Annotated in this window: 22 protein-coding genes and 2 tRNA genes; 15 read left to right on the top strand and 9 right to left on the bottom strand. The window is 67.0% G+C overall.

The features are described from left to right. Nucleotides 1–2 precede the first annotated feature (2 nt). Complete coding sequence (locus AB4879_RS15620; protein WP_370508270.1) at nucleotides 3–989, bottom strand: SDR family NAD(P)-dependent oxidoreductase; 987 nt, start codon at nucleotides 987–989, stop codon at nucleotides 3–5. 183 nt (nucleotides 990–1,172) lie between these two features. Between AB4879_RS15620 and AB4879_RS15615 the strand changes: the two genes are divergently transcribed. The 5 genes from AB4879_RS15615 (at nucleotide 1,173) to AB4879_RS15595 (ending at nucleotide 7,240) form a co-directional block, all read left to right on the top strand. After that, nucleotides 1,173–2,828 (top strand): nitric oxide reductase activation protein NorD, encoded by a 1,656-nt coding sequence (locus AB4879_RS15615; protein WP_370508339.1) that lies wholly within the window; start codon nucleotides 1,173–1,175, stop codon nucleotides 2,826–2,828. A 63-nt stretch (nucleotides 2,829–2,891) separates the two neighbouring features. Next, the gene (locus AB4879_RS15610) at nucleotides 2,892–3,734 is read left to right on the top strand and encodes a CbbQ/NirQ/NorQ/GpvN family protein (RefSeq protein WP_370508269.1); all 843 of its coding nucleotides are present in this window, start codon (nucleotides 2,892–2,894) and stop codon (nucleotides 3,732–3,734) included. A gap of 13 nt (nucleotides 3,735–3,747) precedes the next feature. Beyond that, a complete protein-coding gene (locus AB4879_RS15605; protein WP_370508268.1) occupies nucleotides 3,748–4,866 on the top strand; it encodes an ABC transporter substrate-binding protein in 1,119 nt (372 codons plus the stop codon). A gap of 4 nt (nucleotides 4,867–4,870) precedes the next feature. Further along, a complete protein-coding gene (locus AB4879_RS15600; protein ID WP_370508267.1) occupies nucleotides 4,871–5,998 on the top strand; it encodes a spirocyclase AveC family protein in 1,128 nt (375 codons plus the stop codon). A 27-nt stretch (nucleotides 5,999–6,025) separates the two neighbouring features. Further along, the gene (locus tag AB4879_RS15595; protein ID WP_102806920.1) at nucleotides 6,026–7,240 is read left to right on the top strand and encodes a cytochrome P450; all 1,215 of its coding nucleotides are present in this window, start codon (nucleotides 6,026–6,028) and stop codon (nucleotides 7,238–7,240) included. Nucleotides 7,241–7,319: 79 nt separating this feature from the next. Here AB4879_RS15595 and AB4879_RS15590 read toward each other — a convergent pair whose 3' ends face one another. Together AB4879_RS15590 and AB4879_RS15585 are read right to left on the bottom strand one after the other, a co-directional pair. Beyond that, nucleotides 7,320–8,609: a TetR/AcrR family transcriptional regulator gene (locus AB4879_RS15590; RefSeq protein WP_370508266.1), complete on the bottom strand. Its 1,290-nt coding sequence runs from the start codon at nucleotides 8,607–8,609 to the stop codon at nucleotides 7,320–7,322. A gap of 126 nt (nucleotides 8,610–8,735) precedes the next feature. Continuing rightward, the gene (locus AB4879_RS15585) at nucleotides 8,736–9,866 is read right to left on the bottom strand and encodes a sorbosone dehydrogenase family protein (RefSeq protein WP_370508265.1); all 1,131 of its coding nucleotides are present in this window, start codon (nucleotides 9,864–9,866) and stop codon (nucleotides 8,736–8,738) included. Between the two features lie 136 nt (nucleotides 9,867–10,002). Between AB4879_RS15585 and AB4879_RS15580 the strand changes: the two genes are divergently transcribed. Continuing rightward, nucleotides 10,003–10,836: a DoxX family protein gene (locus AB4879_RS15580; protein WP_233209260.1), complete on the top strand. Its 834-nt coding sequence runs from the start codon at nucleotides 10,003–10,005 to the stop codon at nucleotides 10,834–10,836. A gap of 17 nt (nucleotides 10,837–10,853) precedes the next feature. Here AB4879_RS15580 and AB4879_RS15575 read toward each other — a convergent pair whose 3' ends face one another. Continuing rightward, on the bottom strand, nucleotides 10,854–11,276 hold the full coding sequence (locus tag AB4879_RS15575; RefSeq protein ID WP_370508264.1) for a PH domain-containing protein: 423 nt from the start codon (nucleotides 11,274–11,276) through the stop codon (nucleotides 10,854–10,856). Between the two features lie 250 nt (nucleotides 11,277–11,526). Between AB4879_RS15575 and AB4879_RS15570 the strand changes: the two genes are divergently transcribed. From AB4879_RS15570 to ilvC, 3 genes are read left to right on the top strand one after another with little or no spacing between them, the layout of a single operon-like run. Further along, a complete protein-coding gene (locus tag AB4879_RS15570; RefSeq protein WP_370508263.1) occupies nucleotides 11,527–13,386 on the top strand; it encodes an acetolactate synthase large subunit in 1,860 nt (619 codons plus the stop codon). After that, a complete protein-coding gene (ilvN, locus tag AB4879_RS15565) occupies nucleotides 13,386–13,898 on the top strand; it encodes an acetolactate synthase small subunit (protein WP_036339188.1) in 513 nt (170 codons plus the stop codon). Before AB4879_RS15570 ends, ilvN begins: the two co-directional genes overlap by 1 nt. 51 nt (nucleotides 13,899–13,949) lie before the next feature. Next, nucleotides 13,950–14,951, top strand: coding sequence for a ketol-acid reductoisomerase (gene ilvC, locus AB4879_RS15560; RefSeq protein ID WP_174714175.1), 1,002 nt, complete (start codon nucleotides 13,950–13,952; stop codon nucleotides 14,949–14,951). A gap of 60 nt (nucleotides 14,952–15,011) precedes the next feature. Here the strand turns inward: ilvC and AB4879_RS15555 are convergent, their stop codons facing one another. Both AB4879_RS15555 and AB4879_RS15550 read right to left on the bottom strand, forming a co-directional pair. Beyond that, the gene (locus AB4879_RS15555; RefSeq protein WP_370508262.1) at nucleotides 15,012–15,578 is read right to left on the bottom strand and encodes an emopamil-binding family protein; all 567 of its coding nucleotides are present in this window, start codon (nucleotides 15,576–15,578) and stop codon (nucleotides 15,012–15,014) included. Between the two features lie 82 nt (nucleotides 15,579–15,660). Next, nucleotides 15,661–17,088, bottom strand: coding sequence for a phytoene desaturase family protein (locus AB4879_RS15550; RefSeq protein ID WP_370508261.1), 1,428 nt, complete (start codon nucleotides 17,086–17,088; stop codon nucleotides 15,661–15,663). 65 nt (nucleotides 17,089–17,153) lie between these two features. Between AB4879_RS15550 and serA the strand changes: the two genes are divergently transcribed. Beyond that, complete coding sequence (serA, locus tag AB4879_RS15545) at nucleotides 17,154–18,740, top strand: phosphoglycerate dehydrogenase (RefSeq protein ID WP_102806913.1); 1,587 nt, start codon at nucleotides 17,154–17,156, stop codon at nucleotides 18,738–18,740. Further along, on the top strand, nucleotides 18,737–19,747 hold the full coding sequence (locus AB4879_RS15540) for a 3-isopropylmalate dehydrogenase (protein ID WP_370508260.1): 1,011 nt from the start codon (nucleotides 18,737–18,739) through the stop codon (nucleotides 19,745–19,747). The genes serA and AB4879_RS15540 overlap by 4 nt, the downstream gene beginning before the upstream one ends. On the opposite strand, the gene AB4879_RS15535 is transcribed toward AB4879_RS15540, so the two are convergent. After that, entirely contained in the window at nucleotides 19,744–20,931 is a 1,188-nt protein-coding gene (locus tag AB4879_RS15535; RefSeq protein ID WP_370508259.1) for an MFS transporter, read from the bottom strand. The genes AB4879_RS15540 and AB4879_RS15535 overlap by 4 nt on opposite strands. A gap of 105 nt (nucleotides 20,932–21,036) precedes the next feature. On the opposite strand from AB4879_RS15535, the gene AB4879_RS15530 reads away from it, so the two are divergent. From AB4879_RS15530 to AB4879_RS15515, 4 genes are all read left to right on the top strand, one after another. After that, on the top strand, nucleotides 21,037–21,813 hold the full coding sequence (locus AB4879_RS15530) for a fumarylacetoacetate hydrolase family protein (RefSeq protein WP_370508258.1): 777 nt from the start codon (nucleotides 21,037–21,039) through the stop codon (nucleotides 21,811–21,813). After that, complete coding sequence (gene gltX / locus AB4879_RS15525; protein WP_370508257.1) at nucleotides 21,813–23,303, top strand: glutamate--tRNA ligase; 1,491 nt, start codon at nucleotides 21,813–21,815, stop codon at nucleotides 23,301–23,303. The genes AB4879_RS15530 and gltX overlap by 1 nt, the downstream gene beginning before the upstream one ends. A gap of 103 nt (nucleotides 23,304–23,406) precedes the next feature. Continuing rightward, nucleotides 23,407–23,478: transfer RNA gene (locus tag AB4879_RS15520), tRNA-Gln, on the top strand. 75 nt (nucleotides 23,479–23,553) lie between these two features. Continuing rightward, nucleotides 23,554–23,629: transfer RNA gene (locus AB4879_RS15515), tRNA-Glu, on the top strand. Between the two features lie 48 nt (nucleotides 23,630–23,677). On the opposite strand, the gene AB4879_RS15510 is transcribed toward AB4879_RS15515, so the two are convergent. After that, complete coding sequence (locus AB4879_RS15510) at nucleotides 23,678–24,175, bottom strand: PPOX class F420-dependent oxidoreductase (RefSeq protein WP_036339164.1); 498 nt, start codon at nucleotides 24,173–24,175, stop codon at nucleotides 23,678–23,680. Nucleotides 24,176–24,217: 42 nt separating this feature from the next. Further along, a complete protein-coding gene (locus AB4879_RS15505) occupies nucleotides 24,218–24,919 on the bottom strand; it encodes an IclR family transcriptional regulator (RefSeq protein WP_102806908.1) in 702 nt (233 codons plus the stop codon). Nucleotides 24,920–24,968 lie beyond the last annotated feature (49 nt).

Here is a 24,968-nt window from a genome sequence, read left to right as displayed (position 1 = left end):
AATCAGTTTCGGGACATCGTCTTCGGAGGTTCCGGAAACTCGACGTCGGCGCCGCCCGGCATCGGACTGATGCCGCGGCGATCACAGACCTCGAGGACCTCGTCGACGATCGACTCCGGCACGATGAACTTCTCGGTGGCCGATATCTGGTCGAGATGGCCCGAGATGTCTTCGGCTGACGGCACGGTGCCGACATCGGCCAGCCACCCTTCACTGAGCCCGATGAACGCCCGCGCGTAGCGTCCCGCGCATGCCGAATAGTTGCGATGGGTGAACGTGCACGCCGTACTCGCCAGGAACACCACCAGCGGGACCACCAGTTCCGGTCTGATGGCGCGCATGAAGCCGGATTCGGCGAGAAACTTCTCGTCGCCGACGGTCTCGGTCACCATCCGGGAGAACCCCGTGGGGAGCACGGAGTTGGCGCGAATTCCGTGCGCTTGCCCCTCGATCGCAATGACATTCGCCAGACCGATGAGGCCCGCCTTGGCTGCCGCATAGTGCGCCTCCATCGGCTGGCCGAAGACGCCCGCCGAGGACGAGATGAACACGAAGCGGCCACCGCCGGCCGCCCTCATCACCCGGTAGGCAGGCTGTGACAGGTGAAAGCCGCCATCGAGATGGACCCGCAGCATTCGCGTCCAATCGTCCTGCGAGAGCTCGTCGAAGGCGACGCTGCCGAAGATGCCCGCGTTGCTGATGACGGCATCGAGGCGGCCGAACGACGTGATGGCCGCGTCGACGATCGCCGCCCCACCCGCCGCGGTGTCGACCGAGTCGTATGACGCGACCGCGCGTCCTCCGGAACTGGTGATCTCCTCGACCACCGAATCGGCGACCGACGAGTCCACTCCGTCCCCGTGCATGGTCGAACCGAGGTCATTGACGACGACGGCCGCACCCCGCCTGGCCACGTCGAGCGCGTACAACCGGCCGAGCCCACGACCGGCTCCGGTCACGATGACTGATTGGCCCGTGAAGTCGATCATGTCGTCACCCTTGTCAATTCGGTTCGGATAACCGCGACCCCGACACCGCGTAACCAGGCAGTTGACTGCTGTTCGATCGAACTCTACGGTGGAACAGATATTTGGTCAACGAGGCCGAGGGCCGGTCCGGACGGGCGGAGGTGCTCGGTGGTGGACAACGAGCGACTCGCCCGGCTGGCCGTCATGGCATCGGCTCTGGCGGGCCACACCGTGGTGGTGGCGCCCGCTGAGCCCGGCTCGCCGTCGTGGACCGACGGCCAGCGCATCTTCGTCGATCCCGGCGGCGACCGGCGCGCGATCATCGACGCCATCGCCGTGCAAGCATCGCTCATCGCGGCGGGCAGTCTCGATGCGGAGATCGTCCGAGCGCTGGGTCGCAAGACCCAGCTGGTAGCTCGGTACCTGGCCGTCGAGGGGCGCCGCGCGGTGCTGGCGAACGCCGACGTACTGCCGGGCGCGCTGGCGTCGCCGGCTACACCTGCAGTCGCGGGCGGCAGCCAATCGGCCTCGGAGTCACTGGCGATCGCGAGAGGTTCGGCGCCGATTGTCGAAGCGCCTCCGTATTTCGGGGAGATCCGGCCGAAGCAGGTACTCGAGACGATCAGGCGTGGGGCCAAGGCAACCGACCATGACTCGGTCGGCCACATCCCGAGACGGGATGGCGCGGCGGAGATCGAGGCACTCGACGACGGTGAATTGATCACGGCGGCAGACGGTCCCGACCTCTTTTCCAGTCCGGTCGGTGGTGGCGGGTTCATCGGGAAGTGGTTGAAGAAGATGCTGTCGTCCACCCGTGCCGGCAGTTCTGGCGGTGGGCCCCCGGGCGCGGACTCACCGACGCATCGCGCCAACGTGTCCACGCGAGGCGCCCACGCGGTGTCCTCGACCGCGTCAGCGGCGACCGAAGACGGGGCGGACGCTGATGCGAGCGGAATGACCTATCCGGAGTGGGACGTCAACCACATGCGGTACCGCCCGAACTGGTGCACGGTCCGCGAGGTCGAACCCCGGGTGGAGCCCGATGCTTCGGCGGCCATCGCCGATGCCGTCGCGCTCCGCCGCCCGCTCGCGCGCCTCGGCATGGGTCTGCATCGCCGGCACCGGCAGCCCCAAGGCGATGAGATCGACATCGATGCCGCTGTATCCGCACGTGTGGAGGTGCGGGCCGGATCGGTGCCCGATGAATCGGTGTATCTGGACAGCCTGCGCCGCCGCCGCGACCTGTCGGTGCTGGTGTTGCTCGACGTATCGGGTTCGTCGGCGGAGGCCGGGACGCTGGGCAAGACAGTCCATGAACAGCAACGCCGCGCCGCCGCCGATCTGGTCGCGGCGCTGAACGACCTAGGTGATCGTGTTGCGTTGTACGCCTACAACTCTCAGGGCCGCAATGCAGTGAACGTGATGCCGATCAAACGCATGGACGACCATCTGGACACCCGAGTGCTGCGCACGCTCAACAGCGTTGAACCGGTGGCGTATTCGCGCCTCGGGGCCGCCATCCGGCACGGCACAAGGGTGCTCGAGGAGCGGGGCGGAACGCCGCGACGCCTACTCGTCGTGTTGTCGGACGGCCTTGCCTACGACCACGGTTACGAGCGCGGCTACGGCGCCGCAGACGCGCGCCGGGCACTGACCGAGGCGCGTCGCAGCGGTACGGGGTGTGTGTGTCTGACGGTGGGTGCGAGCGTCGATTCAGCCGAGCTTCGTCGCGTCTTCGGCAGCGCTGCCCATGCGGTGGTGAGCCGTCCGGAACAGCTTCACGGTGTGGTCGGACCGCTGTTCCGGTCAGCCGTCCGCGCAGCTGAGGCCCGGCGACGGGTGCCGGCGGGACGCGCTTGAAACAAACATCTGTTCCGCGATAGGCTGCCTACACCGCAGAACGGCGGGGAAGGAAAGAACGTCATGCCACAGCTCCCGGGCGAGCTCGAGCACCACAACGGTGCCACCTGTCTTCCCGGCGGCGAGCGTCCGTACTACCAGGCGCTCGGCAACGAGGAGGCCGTCTTCAAAGCGGCCTACCGGCAGGGGCTTTCGCTGCTGCTGAAAGGTCCCACGGGCTGTGGCAAGACCCGGTTCGTCGAGGCGATGGCCCACGACCTCGGCCGCCCGCTGATCACCGTGGCGTGCCACGACGACCTGACCACCGCCGATCTGGTCGGCCGCTATCTGCTGCGCGGTGACGAGACGGTATGGGTCGACGGGCCGCTGACCCGCGCGGTGCGCGAGGGGGCGATCTGCTACCTCGACGAGGTGGTCGAGGCCCGCCAGGACACGACGGTGGTCCTGCACCCACTCGCCGATCACCGCCGCCAGCTCCCTATCGAACGGCTCGGCGTGACGCTCGACGCGGCGCCCGGCTTCGGGCTGGTCGTCTCCTACAACCCGGGCTATCAGAGTGTGCTGAAGGATCTGAAGGACTCAACTCGTCAGCGCATGGTTGCCATCGACTTCAGTTTCCCCGCAGCCGAAGTCGAGGAGGAGATCGTGACCCGGGAGGCCGGCGTCGGCCGTTCGGTGGCAGCTGAACTGGTGCGGTTCGGCCACGCGGTACGCCGCCTGGAGACCGGCGGACTCCGCGAGGTGGCATCGACGCGGGTGCTGATCGCGGCGGGACGGCTGGTCGCCGAAGGGTTACCGATGCGCGATGCGGCGCTCGCCGCGATCGCGGGACCGCTGACCGACGATGCGGTCGTCAGTCGCGGGCTTGCCGAAATGATCGACATCTACCTCGCCGCTCCGGCCTGACCAGGAGACGTCAATGTCCTACGAGAGCACCGCCGAGCCGATCAAGGTCGGCTACCTGATGGACTTCACGTTGCCGCCGGGCTTCCCGGACGAACTCCTGTCGTCCTTCACCCGGTGCTTCGAGCTGGTCTTCGAGGAAGCCATCGCCGACGGTGTCATCGATCGGCCCGTGCAGATGATCTACAGAGAAGTCGAGGGCCTGCCCAAAGGCAGTGTGAAGGCAGTGATCGACGCCTATGCCGAGCTCGTCGACGACGGCGCCCTGGTGGTGTTCGGGCCCAACATCACCGACAACTGTGTGCCACTGCGCGAGGCGATCGAAGACCGCTTCAAGGTTCCCGCTATCAGCGTCACCGGCACCGACGATTGGCTGGGGGAGTGGACGTTCGCGTTTCCGCAGGGCTCGATGACCGACGAACCGATCTTCATCGCTGATCTCGTCGCCAAGCGCGGTCTGACCCAGATCGGTGTACTGGTCGAACAAAGCCTGATCGGCGAAAGTTATCTGAAGAACCTTCGAAGTGCATGTCGCCGCAAGGGTATTCGCATCGCCGCCGAAGCTGCCATCGCTCAGACGGCGCAGGATGTCGACGAGGCGGTCCGCTCGCTGCACGAGGCGAAGGCGGAAGCCATCGTGCACCTGGGGTTCGGGTTCGGGATCGTCTTTGTCAACCCGGCGCTGGAGGCGCTCGGTTGGGATCCGCCGCGGTTCACCACGACCGCCTTTCAGAACGCCTGGGTCAACCCGATCATGTGGAACGCCTTCATGGGTTGGATCGGAGTCGACCAGTACGACGAGGGCAACCCGATCGGGCAGGCGTGGCTGGACCGCTACGCCGGGCGCTACGACGGCAGCCGGCCCGAGTATTGCGTCACGGTGGTCAACCATGACGTGGCCGCGACGCTGGTGCGTGCGTTCGCGGACTCGCACCCGCTCAGCCCCCGGGGTGTGAAGGAGGCACTCGAGCGGGTCAAGATGTTGCCGGCCGCCTCCGGTGCGCCGGGAACCCGGGTGTCGCTGGGCAAATGGACGCGTCGCGCGTGGATGGGAGCCGGCTACCTGGTGGCGCGCACGCTCGATGCCGACGGCATCAACTCGCACCTGGTGGATCGCTTCGGTGCGGAGGACTGATCCGATGACAGCCCAGGAATTCGTGCCGACACCCACGGAAACCGTTCGCACCGGGCCGAACTGGGGCCGAGTGATCTCGTTGGTCGCCTGGCTCGGCTTTCTCGGCGTGTTCGCGGCAGTCGGGCGTACCCACGTCGACCCGCGGGTGGCCAACCCCAACGTCGAGGGCCGGCCCCGCCCCGTCGAGTTCCTCAACGGCTGGGACCACTGGCAGCTGGTGCCGCAGATCGGTGCCGCGCTGATGGTCGCGGCGCTCACCGTCGTCTTCATCCGCGGCTGGCGCAAGAACCCGGGCAGCCCCGTGCTGCTGATGGTGCTGTGCACGACGCTCATCGTGTGGCAGGACCCGATCATGAACTGGTCGCCGTACGCGGTGTACAACCCGGCCTTGGTGCACTGGCCGGAATCCTGGTACCTGATCATGATGTCGCCGACCGTGGAGCCCTTCATCGTGTTCGGCTACGTCACGTTCTATTTCGGGCCGTACTTTCCGGCGATCTGGATCTTGCGCAAGCTGCAGGCCAAGTACGGACCCGCGGCGTACGTCAGCCGGCACCCGCTGATCAGCCTCGGCGCCCTGGTGCTGGTGATCGGGTTCGTCTTCGACGCGATGCTGGAGATCAGCCTGGTCCGGACCGGGTTGTACATCTACTCGCAGGCGATCCCGTTCGGAACCTTATTCCCCGGCAGCACATTCCAATTCCCGCTGCTCTGGGAGTCGTTGTCGGTGACCTTCGTGATGATCCCGGCGGCCATCCTGGTCTACCGCGACGACACCGGGAAGTCGGTCGCGGAGAAGCTCGCGGCCAGGGCCCGCATCTTCCCGGCCCGGCCGGTCCTGGGCACCTTCCTGGTGATGTTCGCGATCATCAACGTCTCGTACTTCGCGTACGGCAGCTGGTTCTGGGTGATCAAGGCCAGCGGCGCCGCCACCTCCGTCGCGTGCCCGTGGCCCTACCCCGAGGCCGAGGTTTACGACCCGCAGGGCAACTACGAGAAGGCGGGGGCGCAGGGTCCGTTCTCGGTGGGCAAGTGGTCCACCTGGCAGCAGGGCCTGCCCGACGGTCGCCCCGATGTGACGCCCCCACCGCCCGGTGACGGCGCCTGCGCCCCGGCGAATCCCGCCGGCTGACCACGAATCCCAATCTAGGAGCCCGGTATGGAACAACTCTTCGACGACCTCGACGACTTCGGTTCGTTCGACGATGTCGTGTCCGGCAACGTGCGCGATCCGTTTCCGGAGCTGGCCCGGCTGCGTCGAGAAGAGCCGGTTCAGCGCATCGAAGGGTCGTCGATGCCCGGGGAAGCCGGTTTACCCGTGTTCATCGTGTACCGCTTCGAGGAGGCGCAGCAGATGCTGCGCGACAACGAGACGTTCTCGTCGGCCGGGGTGATCGCGGCCTTCGGCCCGGTACTGGGCGAGGGGGTGATGCTTGGCATGGATGAACCCGTGCACGGCCGGTTGCGGGCGCTGATCTCGAAGGCCTTCTCCCAGAAGTCGCTGGCGCGCTTCCAAGACGAACTGGTCGCGCGGGTGGGTGACGAGCTTATCGACGCCTTCGCCGCGAATGGCAAGGCGGATCTGGTGAAAGAATTCACCTTCACGTATCCGAGCCGGATCATCGCCGGACTGCTGGGGCTGCCCGAGGAGGACTACCCCCAGTTTCAGCGCTGGTCGATCTCACTGCTGAGTTGGATCATGAATCCCGAACGGGGACTGGCGGCGTCGGCGGCGTTGGTGGAGTATTACCGGCCAATCCTCGAGGCACGCCGTGCCGAGCCGCGCGACGATCTGATCAGCTTGCTGGCCGCCGCCGAGATCGACGGGGCGAAGCTGGCGGACGAGGAGATCTTCTCGTTTCTGCGACTGCTGCTGCCTGCCGGCGTCGAGACGACGTACCGATCGCTCGGCAATCTGTTGTTCGCCTTGCTGTCCGACCCCGCTCAGCTCGACGCGGTGCGCACTGATCGGTCGCTGCTGCCTCAGGCCATCGAGGAGGGGGTGCGGTGGAATCCGCCGCTGCTCACCATCACTCGGGTCGCCACCCGCGACACCGAACTGGGTGGGGTGCCGATTCCGGCGGGTGCGTCGGTGATGCCGATGTTGGGGGCGGCGAACCGGCAGGAGGACCGTTGGCCGGATCCCGATAGGTTCGACATCTTCCGTGAGCAGCGCAGTAGCCTCGGCTGGGGATACGGCGTGCACGTATGCCTGGGCATGCACCTCGCTCGGCTCGAAATGCGCACCGCCGTAAACCTTCTGCTGGACCGCCTGCCGAATCTGCGGATGGACCCGGACGGGGACGACCCGCACATTCGCGGACAGATCTTCCGGTCGCCGACGTCGTTGCCGGTGCTCTTCGATCCGCAGTAGCGAGGCGTGCCCTGTTCGGGCTGTAGTTATCGACACCGTTACTCGCAACTTCGCGCGATAACGACAGTGTCGAGCGAACCTACGACCGCGTGACGACGACGCCGCGAAGTGATGTGTCGCGCACACACAACAGTGCGGCCCGCGTGCCGACCTCGCGAAGGATGCTCTCGGGAATCCAGCCGACGCAGATCACCGAGCGAGCCAGCAGATCGTTGGACGGGCTGTCGATGCTGATCTCGCCGGACTTGATGCCTTCGGAGAGCAAGGCTTTCATTTGACGCACCCGCTTGGTGAACAGCCATCCCGGGTTGGGCGTGTCCGGAGGAGACTGCCGCATCCACGCCAGCTGAATCCGGAACTCGTCGGCGAAGCGGTCCATCGCATTGGTATTGATCCAGCTCAGGGCGTCCAACTTCTCGACGCTCGAGGAGTCCGACGCCAAGACCTCCGACCACCCCATGGCGACCTTCTCGCCGAACGACTGCATGATCGCCGCCAGCAGCTGGTCTTTGGACCCGATCAATCGGTACACCGTCCCGGTGCCCATGCCGGCCGCCGATGCGATGTCGCGGACGGTCGTGACCTCGTAGCCCTTCTTGCCGAATTCGGTTCTGGCGATGGCGCGTACGTGGGCCGCCTTGTCGTCGGCCTCAGCGTCGGCGCCATCGGCCCAGGACCGGACGACCGCGTCGGCGGCCAGGAACGCCGCGGACGCATCCAGTTGTTCGTCGGTCGGTGAGCCGGCGGCCAGCCCCTCGAGGAGGATTCGGCACAGCAGCGCCGCCGACTTGTCGGAGCTTGCGTTGCCGCGTATGACATCGAGCCCGATCTGCAGCATCGTCTGCACGATCCGCTCGGCCAGCACGGCCAGGTCCACATCGGATCTCAGATAGCCGCTCCAGCGCGCTGCCCGAAGGGTTTCCAGCATCGACTGCAGCAGAGCGGCAGGGCGGCGCGCCGCCAGGACGGTCAGCTCGTGATTCGAACTGGGGCCCTCGTAGAACGACATCTGCAGAGCCGCGCGATGGGTGACCGAGCACTGCGCGATCGCCTTGCAGAGGTCGGCGATCTGGTCGAAGGCCGGGTGGAAGTCGGGATCGTTGAGACGGCTCTGCGCCTCGTCGGCGATCCGGTCCAGGTCTTCGTGATAGCGGTGCAGCAACTCGACAAGGATCGCTTCTTTGGAATCGAAGTGGTGGTACAGGCTGCCGGGAAGAATGCCTGCCGCGTCAGCGATCTCCTGCAAGGACGTGCGCAGGCCGGACGTCGCGATGATCGAGGCCGCGGTCTGCAAGATCTCGGTTCGCCGCGTGCCGTCGTCGTAGGCATGGCTCGTCCCCACGTTCGGTGTCATGCGCGAGCGACCCACGACTCCTCCATTGGCTGGAACCCGATATTTGGTAGACGCTACCAGAGCCGGGTTCGCTGACAGGGCCGCCACCTGCGGATGTGGATCGAAAACGACCAGCTACGGGAGACCCGTTTGGTTTGGATGTCAGGTGTTGTCAGCGTTGCTGCGGGGGAAGCCGCCGCCCTGCGGGAAGAGTGGGAAAACCACGTCGTCGAGCTTCTCGGCGTCTCCGGCGGTCCGGTTGACCGTTGCGCCCCAGATGTTTCCGTCCGGGGCGACCTGCAGCGCCCAGGCGTGACCGTGGGTGTCCTGGCGCACCACCTCGGGCTCACCGGTCACTGACCCGGTGCTCTTCGCCAGTCGCACCGCGACGGTCTGCTTGGCGTTCACCAGGTTCACCAGCACCGTGCCATCCAGCGCGGCACAGCCCGCGACGCCGGGCCGGTCCGGCCACGTCCACACCGTGGATGTCTTGGCGTCCGGCGTGATGCGCTGCAGGCGGTCACCGGCCGTGGAGCGATCGGTGATGTAGAGCGACTTGTCGGTGGGATCGATGCACATGCCACCGGCCGGACCCATCCCGGACAGTGCGGTGGTGGGCGGCGCGGGTTGCACGGTGGTCGGCTGTTCGAGGCGGATGACCTTGCCTGCCAACGAGTTCGGATCCGCGGCCAGGGCCGGATTGCCCGCGTCGCCGGTCTGCACGACGAGCGTCGTCGGGCTGGTGAAGATCAACGATCCGCTATTGCCGGTGGCGCCCTTCGGGATCCCGGTCAGGATGTCCTTGGGTATGTCGCCGTCGGCAACCCGGATCACCCGGTTGTCGGTCGGCGTGCTGATGTAGGCGTACATCAGCCCGTCCTGCGAGTAGGTGGGGGACAGCACGATGTCCATCAGCCCGCCGTCACCGCTGGGGTCGACCGGGATGATGGTGTGGATCTTCGGCTCGGCGCTCACCGACACGTCTTTGACGGCACCGGTGGTGCGTTCGGCCACCAGTGCGGTCTTGCTGTCCGGGCCCATGATCAACCCGCTGGTGCTCTCCAGGCAGCCTTGCATGACTCCGGGCGCGGGGCAGGCCTTGGGGAAGGGCTTGGGCGGCAGCGGCGGTGGTGGCGGCGGCGTCGACGGCTGGCCCGGGGCCAGCTGCGGGGCCGTGGTGAAGGGCTGCGAAATGTCGTTGTTGAACTTCGCGCAGCCCGCCGTCGACCCGGCCACGACCGTCACTGCACAGAGTCCAGCCAGCACTCCGCGAACCGACCGGCGTACCTGCATGCCCGCCAGGTTACGGATATCGCGCCGATGTTCGCCACGACGGCCCGACCGCGACGCGAAATCCAGGCAATATTGGCCGCTAGAAGCGCCGCTCAAATCCCCGGTTTGCACCCCGGGTGGCCTTACTCTGACTCCCGTGACGAGTCAAGGCCCCGATCCGCACTGGCAGCGCCCCGACGATTCCTCGGCCCGGCCGACGTCGGCCAAGCTGGTCGACCCCGAGGACGATCTCCCCTCGGCCACCTACGGTGGCGACTTCGAGACCACGACCATTCCGCACTACACGTCGGGACTGCCGGGTTCGGCGCCGTCAACCGGCTACGGCCTGCTGCACGACCCCGAGCCGCTGCCCTACGTGCAGCCGCACCTGGACCCGACCCCCTCGCAGGCCACGCCGATGGAGATCGAACCCTTCGACGCCGAAGAACGGGCGAAGGCCGCGGGACGCCGCGGCACCCAGGACCTCGGCATGTTCCTGTTGCGGGTGATCATCGGTGCGGCGTTCATCGGACACGGACTGCAGAAGGCCTTCGGGTGGTGGGGCGGCCAGGGGCTGGACGGTTTCAAGACCGCGCTCGCCGACGCCGGATACCAGCACGCGAGCGTGCTCACCTATGCCGGTGCCGGCGCCCAGATCCTGGTGGGTGTGCTGCTGGTGCTCGGGCTGTTCACCCCGATCGCGGCCGCCGGCGGGATCGCCTACCTGGTGAACAGCTTGCTCACGATCATCTCGGCACAGCGCCAGGACGGCTACCTGGCGGTCTTCGGACCGGACGGCATCGAGTACCTGCTGGTGCTGATCGTCGCGACGTCGGCCGTCATTCTGGTCGGCCCCGGCCGCTACGGATTCGACGGCGGGCGCGGCTGGGCCCGGCGCCCGTTCGTCGGGTCGTTCATCGCGTTGCTGCTCGGCATCGGTGGCGGCATCGCGGCGTGGGTGTTCCTGCACGGCAACAACCCACTGGCCTGATCACTCGTAGCGCCGGATTACTCGTAAGGATTGGGCACCCGCCCGCCGCTGGCCTCGGCCAGCAGCGGCAGCGTCGTGAACGTCACCGCGGGCAGCAGCAACCGCGAGCCGTCCTTCAGGTGCGCCCGCGCCCATGACGTGCGCTCGAACCCGAGACCGTCGACCTCATCCCAGCCGACCGTGCGGCTGCCGAACAGCGTGCGTGCCGTCAGGGTGTTGCGGTCAGCCACGGTGCGCAGCCGCACGATCGCCACCGACGCCAGGATCGGCAGCACCATGAACACCGCACCCCAGGTGGGGAACACGGTGATCATCACCAGCAGGCCCAGGGCCAGGAAGCCCGAGGCGAAATGCGCCATCGGCGACATCCGGATCACCACGGGTTCGGCGGGTCTGGTCGTCGATTCATCGGGTGCACGACGGGAGGCCATGGCTGTCATCATCCCACCTACCGGCGGCGCGACCCGGGGCCCGCGTCGGGATTTGACGCTTGACCAGTGCGGAGGCTACCGTCGCAGGTTATGAAGACCGGCGGAATGCTCGTAGTAATTGGCCAGCGCGTTGGTGCCGCGCTTGCCCCGACACGGGCATAGCCACACGCACCAGCGCGCAACCCTCGTACAGCCGCCGAAGCTGACGGGGGTTTTTTCTTGCCCGAAGAAATGAATCAGGACCGAAAAGGACGACATCGTGAGCGCACCCACGCGACCACCCGAGCCGTCGGCCACCGCCGACAGCCCAGGCGCAGCACATTCCGCCGGTAAGAACGGCACGACCGCCGCCAAGCGCGTCGCCCCGGAGCAGCTCACGGGCGCCCAGGCGGTAGTCCGCTCGCTGGAAGAGATCGGCGTCGAGACCATCTTCGGAATCCCGGGCGGCGCGGTGCTGCCGGTCTACGACCCGCTCTACGACTCCCAGAAACTGCGCCACGTGCTGGTCCGCCACGAACAGGGCGCCGGGCACGCCGCCAGCGGTTACGCCCACGCCACCGGCAAGGTCGGGGTCATGATGGCCACCTCGGGTCCGGGTGCCACCAACCTGGTCACCCCGTTGGCCGACGCGCAGATGGACTCCATCCCGGTGGTCGCCATCACCGGGCAGGTCGGTCGCAGCCTGATCGGGACCGACGCCTTCCAGGAAGCCGACATTTCCGGCATCACGATGCCGATCACCAAGCACAATTTCCTGGTGCGCAACGGCGATGACATCCCGCGGGTGATCGCCGAGGCATTCCACATCGCCTCGTCCGGCCGCCCCGGTGCCGTGCTGGTGGACATCCCCAAGGACATCCTGCAGGGGCAGTGCACCTTCTCGTGGCCGCCGCAGATCGATCTGCCCGGCTACAAGCCCAACACCAAGCCGCACAGCCGGCAGATCCGCGAGGCCGCCAAGCTGATCGCCGCGGCGCGTAAGCCGGTGCTCTATGTCGGCGGCGGCGTGATCCGCGGTGATGCCACCGAGGAGTTGCGGACGCTGGCCGAGCTGACCGGTATCCCGGTGGTCACCACCCTGATGGCGCGCGGCGCGTTTCCGGACAGCCACCAGCAGAACCTCGGTATGCCGGGCATGCACGGCACCGTCGCCGCGGTCGCAGCCTTGCAGAAGAGCGACCTGCTGATCGCGTTGGGCGCCCGGTTCGACGACCGGGTGACCGGCAAGCTGGAGTCCTTTGCCCCCGAGGCGAAGGTGATCCACGTCGACATCGACCCCGCCGAGATCGGTAAGAACCGCAACGCCGACGTGCCGATCGTGGGCGACGTGAAGCTGGCGATCAGCGAGCTGATCGAGGCGCTGCGCAAGATCGGCTCGGATCCCCAGGCGAACCAGGGCGACTGGTGGGAGTACCTGAACGGGATCCAGGCGACCTACCCGCTGAGCTACGACCCGCAGCACGACGGCAGCCTCAGCCCGGAATACGTGATCTCCCAGTTGGGCAAGATCGCCGGGCCGGACGCGATCTACGTCGCCGGCGTCGGCCAGCACCAGATGTGGGCGGCACAGTTCATCTCCTACGAAAACCCGCGCACCTGGCTGAATTCCGGCGGTCTGGGAACCATGGGCTACGCCGTCCCGGCGGCGATGGGCGCCAAGATGGCCCGGCCCGAGGCCGAGGTGTGGGCGATCGACGGTGACGGCTGCTTCCAGATGACCAATCAGGAGCTGGCCACCTGCGCGGTCGAAGGGGTGCCGATCAAGGTCGCCCTGATCAACAACGGCAACCTGGGCATGGTGCGCCAGTGGCAGACCCTGTTCTACGAAGAGCGGTACAGCCAAACCGATCTGGCCACCCACAGCCATCGCATCCCGGACTTCGTCAAGCTGGCCGAGGCGTACGGATGTGTCGGGCTGCGTTGCGAGCGTGAAGAAGACGTGATCGACGTGATCAACCAGGCCCGGGCCATCAACGATCGGCCGGTGGTGATCGACTTCATCGTCGGCGCCGACGCCCAGGTCTGGCCGATGGTCGCCGCGGGATGCGGCAACGACGAGATCATGGCGGCGCGCAATATCCGGCCGCTGTTCGACGACAACGAGGAGGGACGGGCCTGATGGCGGGAAACACTGTCACCCACACCCTGTCGGTGTTGGTCGAAGACAAGCCCGGTGTGCTGGCCCGAGTGGCCGCGCTGTTCTCCCGGCGCGGCTTCAACATCGAGTCGCTGGCGGTCGGAGCCACCGAGCAGAAGAACATGTCGCGGATGACGATCGTCGTCACCGCGGAGGAGACGCCCCTCGAGCAGATCACCAAGCAGCTCAACAAGCTGATCAACGTGATCAAGATCGTCGAGCAGGACGTCGAGAATTCGGTGCACCGCGAACTCGCGTTGATCAAGGTCCGCGCTGACGCAGGCACCCGCGGTCAGGTCATCGAGGCGGTGAACCTGTTCCGCGCCAAGGTGATCGACGTGTCCACCGAGTCGCTGACCATCGAGGCGACCGGCACCCAGGAGAAGATCGAGGCGTTCCTGCGGGTGCTCGAACCCTATGGTGTCCGCGAGATCGTGCAGTCCGGCGTGGTGTCACTGTCGCGCGGACCGCGCGGCATGACGAACGCCAAGTAAAGCCCCCACCGAAGAAAACAACAGAAGGAAAGTTCAATCGTGTCAGTTGAGATGTTCTACGACGATGACGCCGACCTGTCGATCATTCAGGGCCGCAAGGTCGGTGTGATCGGTTACGGCAGCCAGGGCCACGCGCACTCGCTGAGCCTGCGTGACTCGGGTGTGCAGGTCAAGGTCGGCCTCAAGGAGGGCTCCAAGTCTCGCGAGAAGGTCACCGAGCAGGGCCTCGAGGTCGACACTCCCGCCGAGGTCGCCAAGTGGGCCGACGTCATCATGTTGCTGGCCCCCGACACCGCGCAGGCCGAGATCTTCAAGAACGACATCGAGCCGAACCTCGAGGACGGCAACGCGCTGTTCTTCGGCCACGGCCTGAACATCCACTTCGGTCTGATCAAGCCGCCGGCCAACGTCACCATCGGCATGGTCGCCCCGAAGGGCCCCGGCCACCTGGTGCGCCGCCAGTTCGTCGACGGCAAGGGCGTGCCCTGCCTGATCGCCGTCGACCAGGACCCGAAGGGTGAGGGCCAGGCGCTGGCGCTGTCCTACGCCAAGGGCATCGGCGGTACCCGCGCGGGCGTCATCAAGACCGACTTCAAGGAAGAGACCGAGACCGACCTCTTCGGTGAGCAGGCCGTGTTGTGCGGTGGCACCGAGGAACTCGTCAAGGCCGGCTTCGAGGTCATGGTCGAGGCGGGCTACGCCCCCGAGATGGCCTACTTCGAGGTGCTGCACGAGCTCAAGCTGATCGTCGACCTGATGTACGAGGGCGGCATCGCCCGGATGAACTACTCGGTGTCCGACACCGCGGAGTTCGGTGGCTACATCTCCGGTCCGCGCGTCATCGATGCCGACACCAAGGAGCGGATGCGCGGCATCCTCAAGGACATCCAGGACGGCAGCTTCGTCAAGCGCCTGGTCGCCAACGTCGAGGGCGGCAACAAGGAGCTCGAAGCACTGCGCAAGAAGAACGCCGAGCACCCGATCGAGGTCACCGGCAAGAAGCTGCGCGACCTGATGAGCTGGGTCGACCGGCCCATCACCGAAACGGCTTAGTTTCGTTAAATTTCGGCGCGCTAACCGGTGTTCAGCACCGGTTAGCGCGCCGAACTGCGTTCAGGGCCGGCTGAACGGATGCGCCCGCCACATCCGGGCGGTCAGCAGGATCGGCACGATGATGTACGGCAGGTTGTAGGCCAGCGCCTTCGGCGCGTTGGTGAACGTGTAGTCGTAGGCCGTGTTGCAGACCGCCTGGAAAAGGCTTGCGTCCCCGGCGAATCCGACCATCACCACGATGAACGTGGTCTGCACGACCATCCCGGTGTAGATGAACGACGGCTTGCGGATCCACTCCCGCCCGCGGATGAAGCAGTAGACCAGCAGTACGTAGAAGGTCCCGAAGACGACGGCCGACACGCTCGCGCCGACTTGAAGGAACCTCGGGTTGGCGATGAGTAACGGGTCGGTGCCGCCCGCGTACACCTGGTAGACGACCCGGGCGAGGAAGAAGTCGGAGTCCGGGTCGGGGCGGCTCACCATGTTCACAATGTCGCCGGTGAACGAGGAGCCGATGAACACCGTGAACACGACGATGAAGAACCAGTCGTAGCGACGTTCGCGCAGGGGGATGGGACTGCGTTCGGCAGCAACGGCATTGGTGATCGCAACCGGCGGAGTGGTCATGTCCGCTGATGGTAGGTCGTTACGACGGCACCGGTGACCGAATTACTGAAGTTACAACAGTAAGTGCATCTGTATAGCTGATTTACGGGGCGAGCGACGGCAGCGGCAGGCCGAATTCGCGCTTGAGCACCGTGCGCGCGGCGTAGTAGCCGCACATCCCGTGCACGCCGGTGCCCGGCGGAGTCGCCGACGAACTCAGGTACGCCTTGGGGATCGGGGTGGTCCACGGATTCCAGCGCAGCGTCGGCCCGACCATCGCCGCGAACAGCGTCGCCCCGCCGACGATGATGTCGCCGCCGACGTAGTTCGCGTTGTGCGCAGGCATCTGCGCCGCGGTCACACATCGTGAGGCCAGCACCAGGTCCCGGAATCCGGGTGCGGCGTTCTCGAACATTCTGATGACCGTCTCGGTGACGTCCTCGGTCGAGTTCGACGGAACGTGTGCATACGTCCACAGCGGTCTGCGTCCCGCGGAGTCGATGCGCGACGGGTCGGACAGGTGCGGCAGCGCCGCCAACGTCATCGGCCACTCGGCGTGGCGCCCCGCGGCGATCTCCTTCTCGCCGTACGCCATCTGCGCGCGGGTCCCGCCCATGTGGACGGTGGGCGAGTTCGCCATCCGCTCGTCACGCCAGGGGATGTCGCCGGAGAGCACGAAGTCCACCTTGCAGACACCCGGCCCGAACTTATAGCGCCGCAGGGACTTTGCGTAAGAATCCGGTACCGCTGAGCCGTAGATGTCCAGCAGCGCGGTGGGCGCGGTGTCGTAGATCACCACACCCGACGGTGGGGAGGTCACCGGCTCGCCGACCACCAGCTCGCCGCCGTGAGCCTGCAGATCCGCGAGCATCGCGTCGACGATCACCTGGCTGCCGCCGACCGGCACCGGCCAGCCCGCGGTGTGCGCCACCGTGCCGAGCATGATCCCGGCGCCACTGTTGACCGGCGACGGCATCGTCGAGATCGCATGGGTGCCAACGCCGGTGAACAGCGCGCGGGCGTCCTCGCCGCGCAGCACGCCCCACGCCGGGCTGCCCTGGGCGAGCACCCGCAGTCCCGATCGCACGGTGGTGAGGAGATCGGGTGGCAGCGAGCGCTTGTCGCCGAGGAAGAATCCGAGCACGCCGTCGGGATGAGAGGCCAGCGGACCGAACAGCCGCCGCCACGAGCTGCCCTCGTCCAGTTCGGCGCAGGTGCGCTGCAGCGAGTGGTAGGCGATCGCGGCGGGCCGGTTCGGCAGCGGGTTCGCGTAGGAGATCTCCGGCACGACCAACTCGACGCCCCGCGCCGGGAGATCGAACTCGGCGAAGAAGGGCGAGGCCAGTGCCAGCGGGTGCACCGCCGAGCAGACGTCATGGCGGATGTCGGGATACTCCGGGTCCGCCGCGGTGCGGGCACCGCCGCCGAACGTCGGCTGGCCTTCGATGACGCGCACCGACAGGCCGGCTCGCGCGCAGATGACGGCGGCCGCCAACCCATTGGGACCACTACCGACGACGGTCACGTCCACCGCCTAAGTAGACCGCACCACGGCCGATGATCGTCCACCGGGCGACAACCACTAGGCTGACCGGCGTGAATCTGCCCGTTGTGTTGATCGCAGACAAACTCGCCGAGTCGACCGTCGCAGCCCTGGGTGACCAGGTCGAGGTGCGTTGGGTCGACGGCCCGGACCGGCCGAAACTGCTGGCCGCCGTCGCCGATGCCGACGCGCTGCTGGTGCGTTCGGCCACCACGGTGGACGCCGAGGTCATCGCCGCCGCGCCCAAGCTGAAGATCGTCGCCCGGGCCGGCGTCGGCCTGGACAACGTCGACGTGGACGCCGCCACCGCCGCCGGGGTGCTGGTCGTCAACGCGCCGACGTCGAACATCCACAGCGCCGCCGAGCACGCGCTGGCCCTGATGTTGTCGGCCGCGCGGCAGATCCCCGCCGCCGATGCGACGCTGCGGGAGCACACCTGGAAGCGGTCGTCGTTCTCCGGCACCGAGATCTACGGCAAGACCGTCGGCGTGGTGGGTCTTGGCCGGATCGGACAGCTGGTGGCCCAGCGCCTGGCCGCCTTCGGCACCCACGTCATCGCCTACGACCCGTACGTGCCGGCCGCCCGTGCCGCCCAGCTGGGCATCGAGCTGATGTCGCTCGACGAGCTGCTGGCCCGCGCGGACTTCATCTCCGTGCACCTGCCCAAGACCCCGGAGACCGCCGGTCTGCTGGGCAAGGAGGCGCTGGCGAAGACCAAGAAGGGCGTGGTCATCGTCAACGCGGCCCGTGGTGGTCTGATCGACGAGCACGCCCTCGCCGATGCGATCACCAGTGGTCATGTGTTCGCGGCGGGCCTCGACGTCTTCAGCACCGAACCGTGCACCGACAGCCCGCTGTTCGAACTGCCGCAGGTCGTCGTCACCCCGCACCTGGGTGCCTCCACCGCCGAGGCTCAGGACCGGGCCGGCACCGATGTTGCGGCGAGCGTGAAGCTGGCGCTGGCCGGCGAGTTCGTGCCGGACGCGGTGAACGTCGGTGGCGGCGCGGTCAGCGAAGAGGTGGCGCCCTGGCTGGATCTGGCCCGCAAGCTCGGCCTGCTCGTCGGGGTGCTCTCGACCGGTGCCGCGTCGAACCTGTCGGTTCGGGTCTCCGGTGAGATCGCCTCCGAAGATGTTGAGGTACTGAAACTTTCGGCGCTGCGCGGATTCTTCTCGACGGTGACCGATCAGCAGGTGACGTTCGTCAACGCGCCCAACCTGGCCGCCGAACGCGGCCTGCAGAGCGAACTGACGACGGCGAGCGAGAGCCCGAACCATCGCAGCCTGATCGACGTCCGGGTGGTCGGTCCCGACGGCACCGCCACCAACGTGTCCGGAACGTTGTCCGGCCCGCAACAGGTCGAGAAGGTCGTCCAGATCAACGGGCGCAACTTCGATCTGCGTGCCGAGGGGGTGAACCTGGTGCTGCACTACTCGGATCAGCCCGGTGCGCTGGGCAAGATCGGCACCGTCCTCGGCAACGCCGACGTGAACATCCTGGCGGCTCAGCTGAGCCAGGACACCAGCGGCGAGGCCGCGACCCTGATGCTGCGGCTGGATCGCGATGTGTCCGATGATGTCCGGTCGGCGATCCGCACGGCCGTCGGCGCGACGACCCTGGAAGTGGTGGACCTGTCATGAAACTGGCGGTGATCGCGGGCGACGGTATCGGCCCGGAGGTGATCAGCGAAGCGCTGCAGGTGCTCGATGTGGTGCTGCCCGGTGTGGAGAAGACCGAGTACGACCTCGGTGCGCGCCGCTATCACGCCAGCGGTGAGCTGCTCACCGAAGACACCATCGAGGAATTGCGCGGCTACGACGCCATCCTGCTCGGCGCCATCGGCGACCCGTCGGTCCCCAGCGGTGTGCTGGAGCGTGGGCTGCTGCTGGAACTGCGGTTCGCCCTGGATCATCACGTCAACCTGCGACCGGGTCGGCTGTATCCGGGTGTGGACAGTCCGCTGTCCGGGGTGACCGGTATCGATTTCGTTGTGGTGCGTGAAGGCACCGAGGGTCCGTACACCGGCAACGGCGGCGCGCTGCGCGTCGGGACGCCGCACGAGGTGGCCACCGAAGTCAGCGTGAACACCGCGTTCGGTGTCGAGCGCGTGGTGCGTGATGCGTTCGCCCGCGCGCAGTCCCGGCGCAAACACCTGACATTGGTGCACAAGACGAACGTGCTGACGTTCGCGGGCAGCCTGTGGTCGCGGGTCGTCGCCGAGGTCGGAGCCGAATTCCCCGACGTCGAGGTCGCCTATCAGCACATCGACGCCGCCACGATCCACATGGTCACCGATCCGGGGCGGTTCGACGTCATCGTCACCGACAACCTGTTCGGCGACATCATCACCGATCTGTCCGCGGCGGTCTGCGGCGGAATCGGCTTGGCCGCAAGCGGCAATATCGATGCGACGCGGACGAATCCGTCGATGTTCGAACCGGTTCACGGCAGTGCGCCCGACATCGCGGGTCAGGGCATCGCGGATCCGACGGCTGCGGTGATGTCGGTGGCGCTGCTGCTCGGCCACGTCGGCGAGGACGCCGCGGCGGCCCGGGTCGACAAGGCCGTCGCCCATCATCTGGCCACCCGCGGCGATGCCACGATGTCCACCCGCGAGGTCGGCGAGCGGATCCGCGCGGCGCTCTAGTCCCGTCGCGGCGGGTCCGTCGGGACCAAGGGGAACGCGACGAGCGGGAACAGTGCGCATACGGCAAAGGCCACCGGGTAACCGAGCACACCGATCAGCGCGCCGAACAGCGGCGGAACGATACCGGTGGTCAGCAGTTGGCTGGTGTTCTGCGCGCCCAACGCCCGGCCGCTCCAGAACGGCCCGGTGATCTCGGCGATCGCGGTGAACGCCAACCCGTTGTCGCTCACCGTGATCACCGACGCCGCGACCATCACCGCGATGCTCAGCGGTGAGTGCAGCGCGTCGGTCAGAGCCAACAGGAACATCGACGCCGCCGCGGCCAATGCGATCGTGCGAATCGGCCGTAGCCGCAGACCCAACCGGTCCGACCAGCGCCCGGCGGCGATGCGCCCCAGCGCTCCCAGGATCTGCGCGAACATCACCATCAGGCCGGCGGCTTCCGCGGACCAGCCGCGGTCGGTGATCAGCCACACCAGGGTGAATGTCCACACCACGCACTGCGGCACCACCAGTAGCACCGACACGGCATGGATGCGCCACAGCAGCGCCGAGCCACGATACGGGTTGGCCAGGTGCTCGGCCGGCGCCTCGGCGCGCGGTGGCCGTGGCGGATCGGTCACGGCGACGGCGCACACCACCGCTGCCACACCGCACACGATCGCCGGGAACAGCAGCGCGCCACCAACGCCGTGAGATTGGGCGAGCCGGGGAATCACCAACGCACCGAACGCCACTCCCAGCGGCTGGGCGGTCTGGCGGATGCCCATCACCAGCCCACGTTGATGTGGCGGAAACCACCCCACCACCAGCCGCCCGCTGGCCGAATTGCTGCTCGCGGCCGCCATTCCGCCCAAGAACAGGAAGACGCCCACCACGAACAAGGAGGGGGCTGCGGCCGCTGCGAGCGCCGCGGCGGCGGTCAGCGCGGAGCCGACCGCCAACACGAAACGCTCACCGACCCGGTCCACCACATAGCCCCAGGCAATCAGGGTGACGACCATGCCGAAGCTCGGCATCGCCGACACCAGACCGGATTTCGCCAGGTCGAGGCCCATCGTGGTGTGCAGGGTGGGAATGAGGAATGCGGCCCCGTTGATGAAGACGTTGGCGGACAGCGTTGCGAACAGCGCGATCACGAGCATCATCCATCGCCGCACGGTGCTGATCGCGTCGACGGCCATGCGCCCATGATTCCACCTGCGTCCCACAATGCTGAATCAGATTCTCGAAATGTGAGACACCCGGGTCGTAGCGGGAGCCGATGGCCCGAGCACTAGGCTATTGACATGCGCCTGGGTCGAATTGCCAGCCCCGATGGGGTCGCCTTCGTCAGTATCGAAGGAGACAGTGGGAGCGAAATCGTTCGTGAAATCGCCGAACATCCGTTCGGTACGCCGACGTTCACCGGCCGCACCTGGCCGCTCGCCGATGTGCGCCTGCTGGCACCGATCCTTGCCAGCAAGGTGGTCTGCATGGGCAAGAACTACGCGGCGCACATCGCGGAGATGGGTGGTGAAGCGCCGGAGGACCCGGTGATCTTCCTCAAGCCCAACACCGCGATCATCGGCCCCGGTGTGCCAATTCAGTTGCCTGCCAATGCTTCACCGGTACACCATGAGGGCGAACTCGCCGTGGTGATCGGCAGGCCCTGCAAGGACGTCCCCGCCGGCCGTGCCGCGGAGAACATCCTCGGCTACACCATCGCCAATGATGTGTCCGCCCGCGATCAGCAGAAAGCGGACGGCCAGTGGATGCGCGCCAAAGGCCACGACACGTTCTGTCCCGTCGGCCCGTGGATCGTCACCGACCTGGACCCCTCCGATCTGGAGATCCGCACCGAGGTCAACGGCGAGGTCCGCCAACTGAGCCGAACCTCGATGATGATCCACGACATCGGCGCGATCATCGAGTGGATCTCGGCGGTGATGACGTTGCTGCCCGGTGATCTCATTCTCACCGGCACCCCCGAAGGCGTCGGGCCGATCGAGAACGGCGACACCGTCAGCATCAGCGTCGAGGGCATCGGAACGTTGTCCAATCCCGTGATTCGAAAGGGCAATTGATGACCGCCGCCGCCAACGACACGGTGCGCGTGCGGTTTTGCCCGTCGCCGACCGGAATTCCGCACGTCGGGATGGTGCGCACCGCACTGTTCAACTGGGCCTACGCCCGGCATACCGGTGGCACATTCGTGTTCCGGATCGAGGACACCGACGCCGCGCGCGATTCCGAGGAAAGCTATGCCGCATTGCTCGAAGCATTGCGGTGGCTGGGTCTGGACTGGGACGAGGGGCCGGAGGTCGGCGGGCCGCACGAGCCGTACCGGCAATCGCAACGCACCGACCTGTACCGCGATGTGCTGGCGCGCCTGCTCGACTCCGGGGAGGCGTACCTGGCCTACTCCACACCGGAGGAGGTCGAGGCCCGGCATGTGGCCGCGGGCCGCAATCCCAAACTGGGCTATGACAATTACGACCGCGACCTGACCGACGAGCAGCGCGCCGCCTTCGCTGCCGAGGGGCGCAACGCGGTCATGCGGCTGCGGATGCCCGACGAGGACATCACCTGGCACGACCTGGTCCGCGGCACCACGACGTTCGCCGCAGGCACGGTTCCCGACTTCGCCTTGACCCGGGCGACGGGAGAACCGTTGTACACCTTGGTCAATCCGGTCGACGACGCACTGATGAAGATCACCCACGTGCTGCGCGGTGAGGACCTGCTGCCCTCGACGCCGCGTCAGATCGCGCTGTATCAGGCGCTCATTCGGATCGGGGTGGCCGAGCGCGTGCCCGAATTCGCGCACCTGCCACCAGTGTTGGGGGAGGGCACCAAGAAGCTGTCCAAGCGCGACCCGGAGTCCAACCTGTTCCTGCACCGCGATCGGGGATTCCTGCCCGAGGGGCTGCTGAATTATCTGGCGCTGCTGGGCTGGGGGATCGCCCAGGACCGGGACATCTTCACCCTCGACGAGATGGTCGCGGCGTTCGACGTCGTCGACGTCAACTCCAACCCGGCCCGCTTCGACCAGAAGAAGGCCGACGCGATCAACGCCGAACACATTCGCCGTCTGGACGGGGCAGAGTTCGCCGCGCGGTTACGGGCCTACTTCGAGGCGCACGGCCACGACACCGGGCTGGACGATGCGGGTTTCGCCACCGCCGCGCAGCTGGTGCAGACCCGCATCGTGGTGCTCTCCGACGCGTGGTCGCTGCTGAAGTTCTTCGACGACGCCGCTTACGAGCTGGACCCCAAGGCTGCCGCCAAGGAGCTCGGCCCCGATGCCGCGCCGGTGCTGGCCGCGGCGATCACTGCGCTCGACGCGGTGGCCGAGTGGACGACGCCTGCCATCGAGGAGGCGCTGAAGGCGGCACTGCTGGAGAACCTCGAACTCAAGCCGCGCAAGGCGTTCGGCCCGATCCGGGTGGCGGTGACCGGATCCACGATCAGCCCGCCGCTGTTCGAGTCGCTGGAGCTGCTCGGTCGCGACCGCAGCCTGCAGCGACTGCGCGGAGCGCACGAGCGGGCCGGGGGGCCGGAAAAAGACGGGTAAAATCTTTGATAGTCTGCTCGTCGGCCCGCAACCACGGCGGAGCGGCCCTCACCCCCTGGGAAACCAGGAAAAGGCCGCTTGACCAGCGGTTATAGGCCGTTGATGGGGTATGGTGTAATTGGCAACACTAGGGATTCTGATTCCCTCATTCTAGGTTCGAGTCCTGGTACCCCAGCAATTATGTCGGCAACGCCCTCTGGGCTATGCTGGCAACCCGGTGCGCCACGCGGTGCGCCACGGATTTGGTTCTGGCCCCGTCGTCTAGCGGCCTAGGACGCCGCCCTCTCACGGCGGTAGCGTGGGTTCGAATCCCATCGGGGCTACCAAATCAAATCGCCCGGTCATCGACCGGGCGATTCGTCGTTTCGAGCCTCTTATTCGGTTGGTGCGGTGGAGCCGGCCAGCGGCATCGGGGGCAAGCCGAGCTTGCCGTGATCCCAGGAGCGGGTGCGCTTGGCCACAATGCGCACCGCCACACGCTTGTTCATCATCATGTCGACGGCCGGCTTGAGATCGTCGGTGTAGGGCCCGTTGTAGCGCTCCCACACGCTGATGCCGACTTTGAAGATGGTGTCGGGGTCCTCGACGATCTCGGCGACACCTTCGAAGGAGACCCCGCGCAGGGTGTCGTAGGTGTCGCCGTCCTCGATGAGGAAGCTCACCCGCGGGTCGCGACGCAGGTTCACGGCCTTCTGTGACTTGGCTTTCGTCTCGACCCAGATCTCGCCGTCGAGGACGCCGTACCACATGGCCACAAGATGGGGCTGGCCGTCGGGGCCGATGGTCGCCATGGTGCCGGTGCGACTGCGTGCGACGAAGTCGGCGACCTCGGCGTCCGACATGACGATCTGGTTGCGCTGATTGGTTCCCATGGCGTCAGTTTGTCAGGCTCTGCCGCGCGGCTGTCGCGGGGATCACAGTCGGCGGGTGAGTGCGTCGGCGGCGGCCAATAGATCGGCCGCCCAACGCGCGCCGGGCCTGCGGCCCATCCGGTCGATCGGACCTGACACCGACACCGCTGCCACCACCGCCCCGGTGCGATCCCGTACCGGGGCCGAGACACTGGCCACCCCGGGCTCGCGTTCGGCCGCGCTCTGCGCCCAGCCGCGGCGGCGGACCTCGGCGAGGGTGCGCTCGGTGAATTTCGCCGTCGGGAGGACGGTCTGCTGGGTGGCGGTGTCGCTGAAGGCCAGCAGAACCTTCGCGCCCGATCCTGCCGTCATCGGCAGGCGCGCCCCGACCGGCACGGTATCGCGCAGCCCGGCAGGGGGTTCCAGCGCGGCGACACAGATTCGAGTGGTGCCCTCGCGGCGGTAGAGCTGCACGCTCTCGCCGGTGATCTCCCGCAGCCGCGGTAATACCGTGGCGCCCGCGGCAAGCAGCGGATCGTTGACGTGGGCGGCCAATTCGGAGATAGCCGGTCCGAGTCGCCACCGTCCCGCACTGTCGCGGGCCAGTAAGCGGTGGACTTCCAGGCCGGCGGCCAGGCGGTGTGCGGTCGCGCGGGGCAGGCCGGTGCGTTCACAGAGTTCGGCCAGCCCGCAGGGGGACTCGGCGATTGAGTGCAGTACGCCCACGGCTTTGTCGAGCACGCCGATGCCGCTATCCTGTCTCATAGAGAGATACTAGCGTCCCGAAATGTGAGATAGCCACTCTCGCGTTGCG

The organism is Mycobacterium sp. SA01 (genome assembly GCF_041287105.1).
Taxonomy (GTDB): Bacteria; Actinomycetota; Actinomycetes; order Mycobacteriales; family Mycobacteriaceae; genus Mycobacterium.
This window is presented reverse-complemented; position numbering and strand designations above follow the sequence as displayed.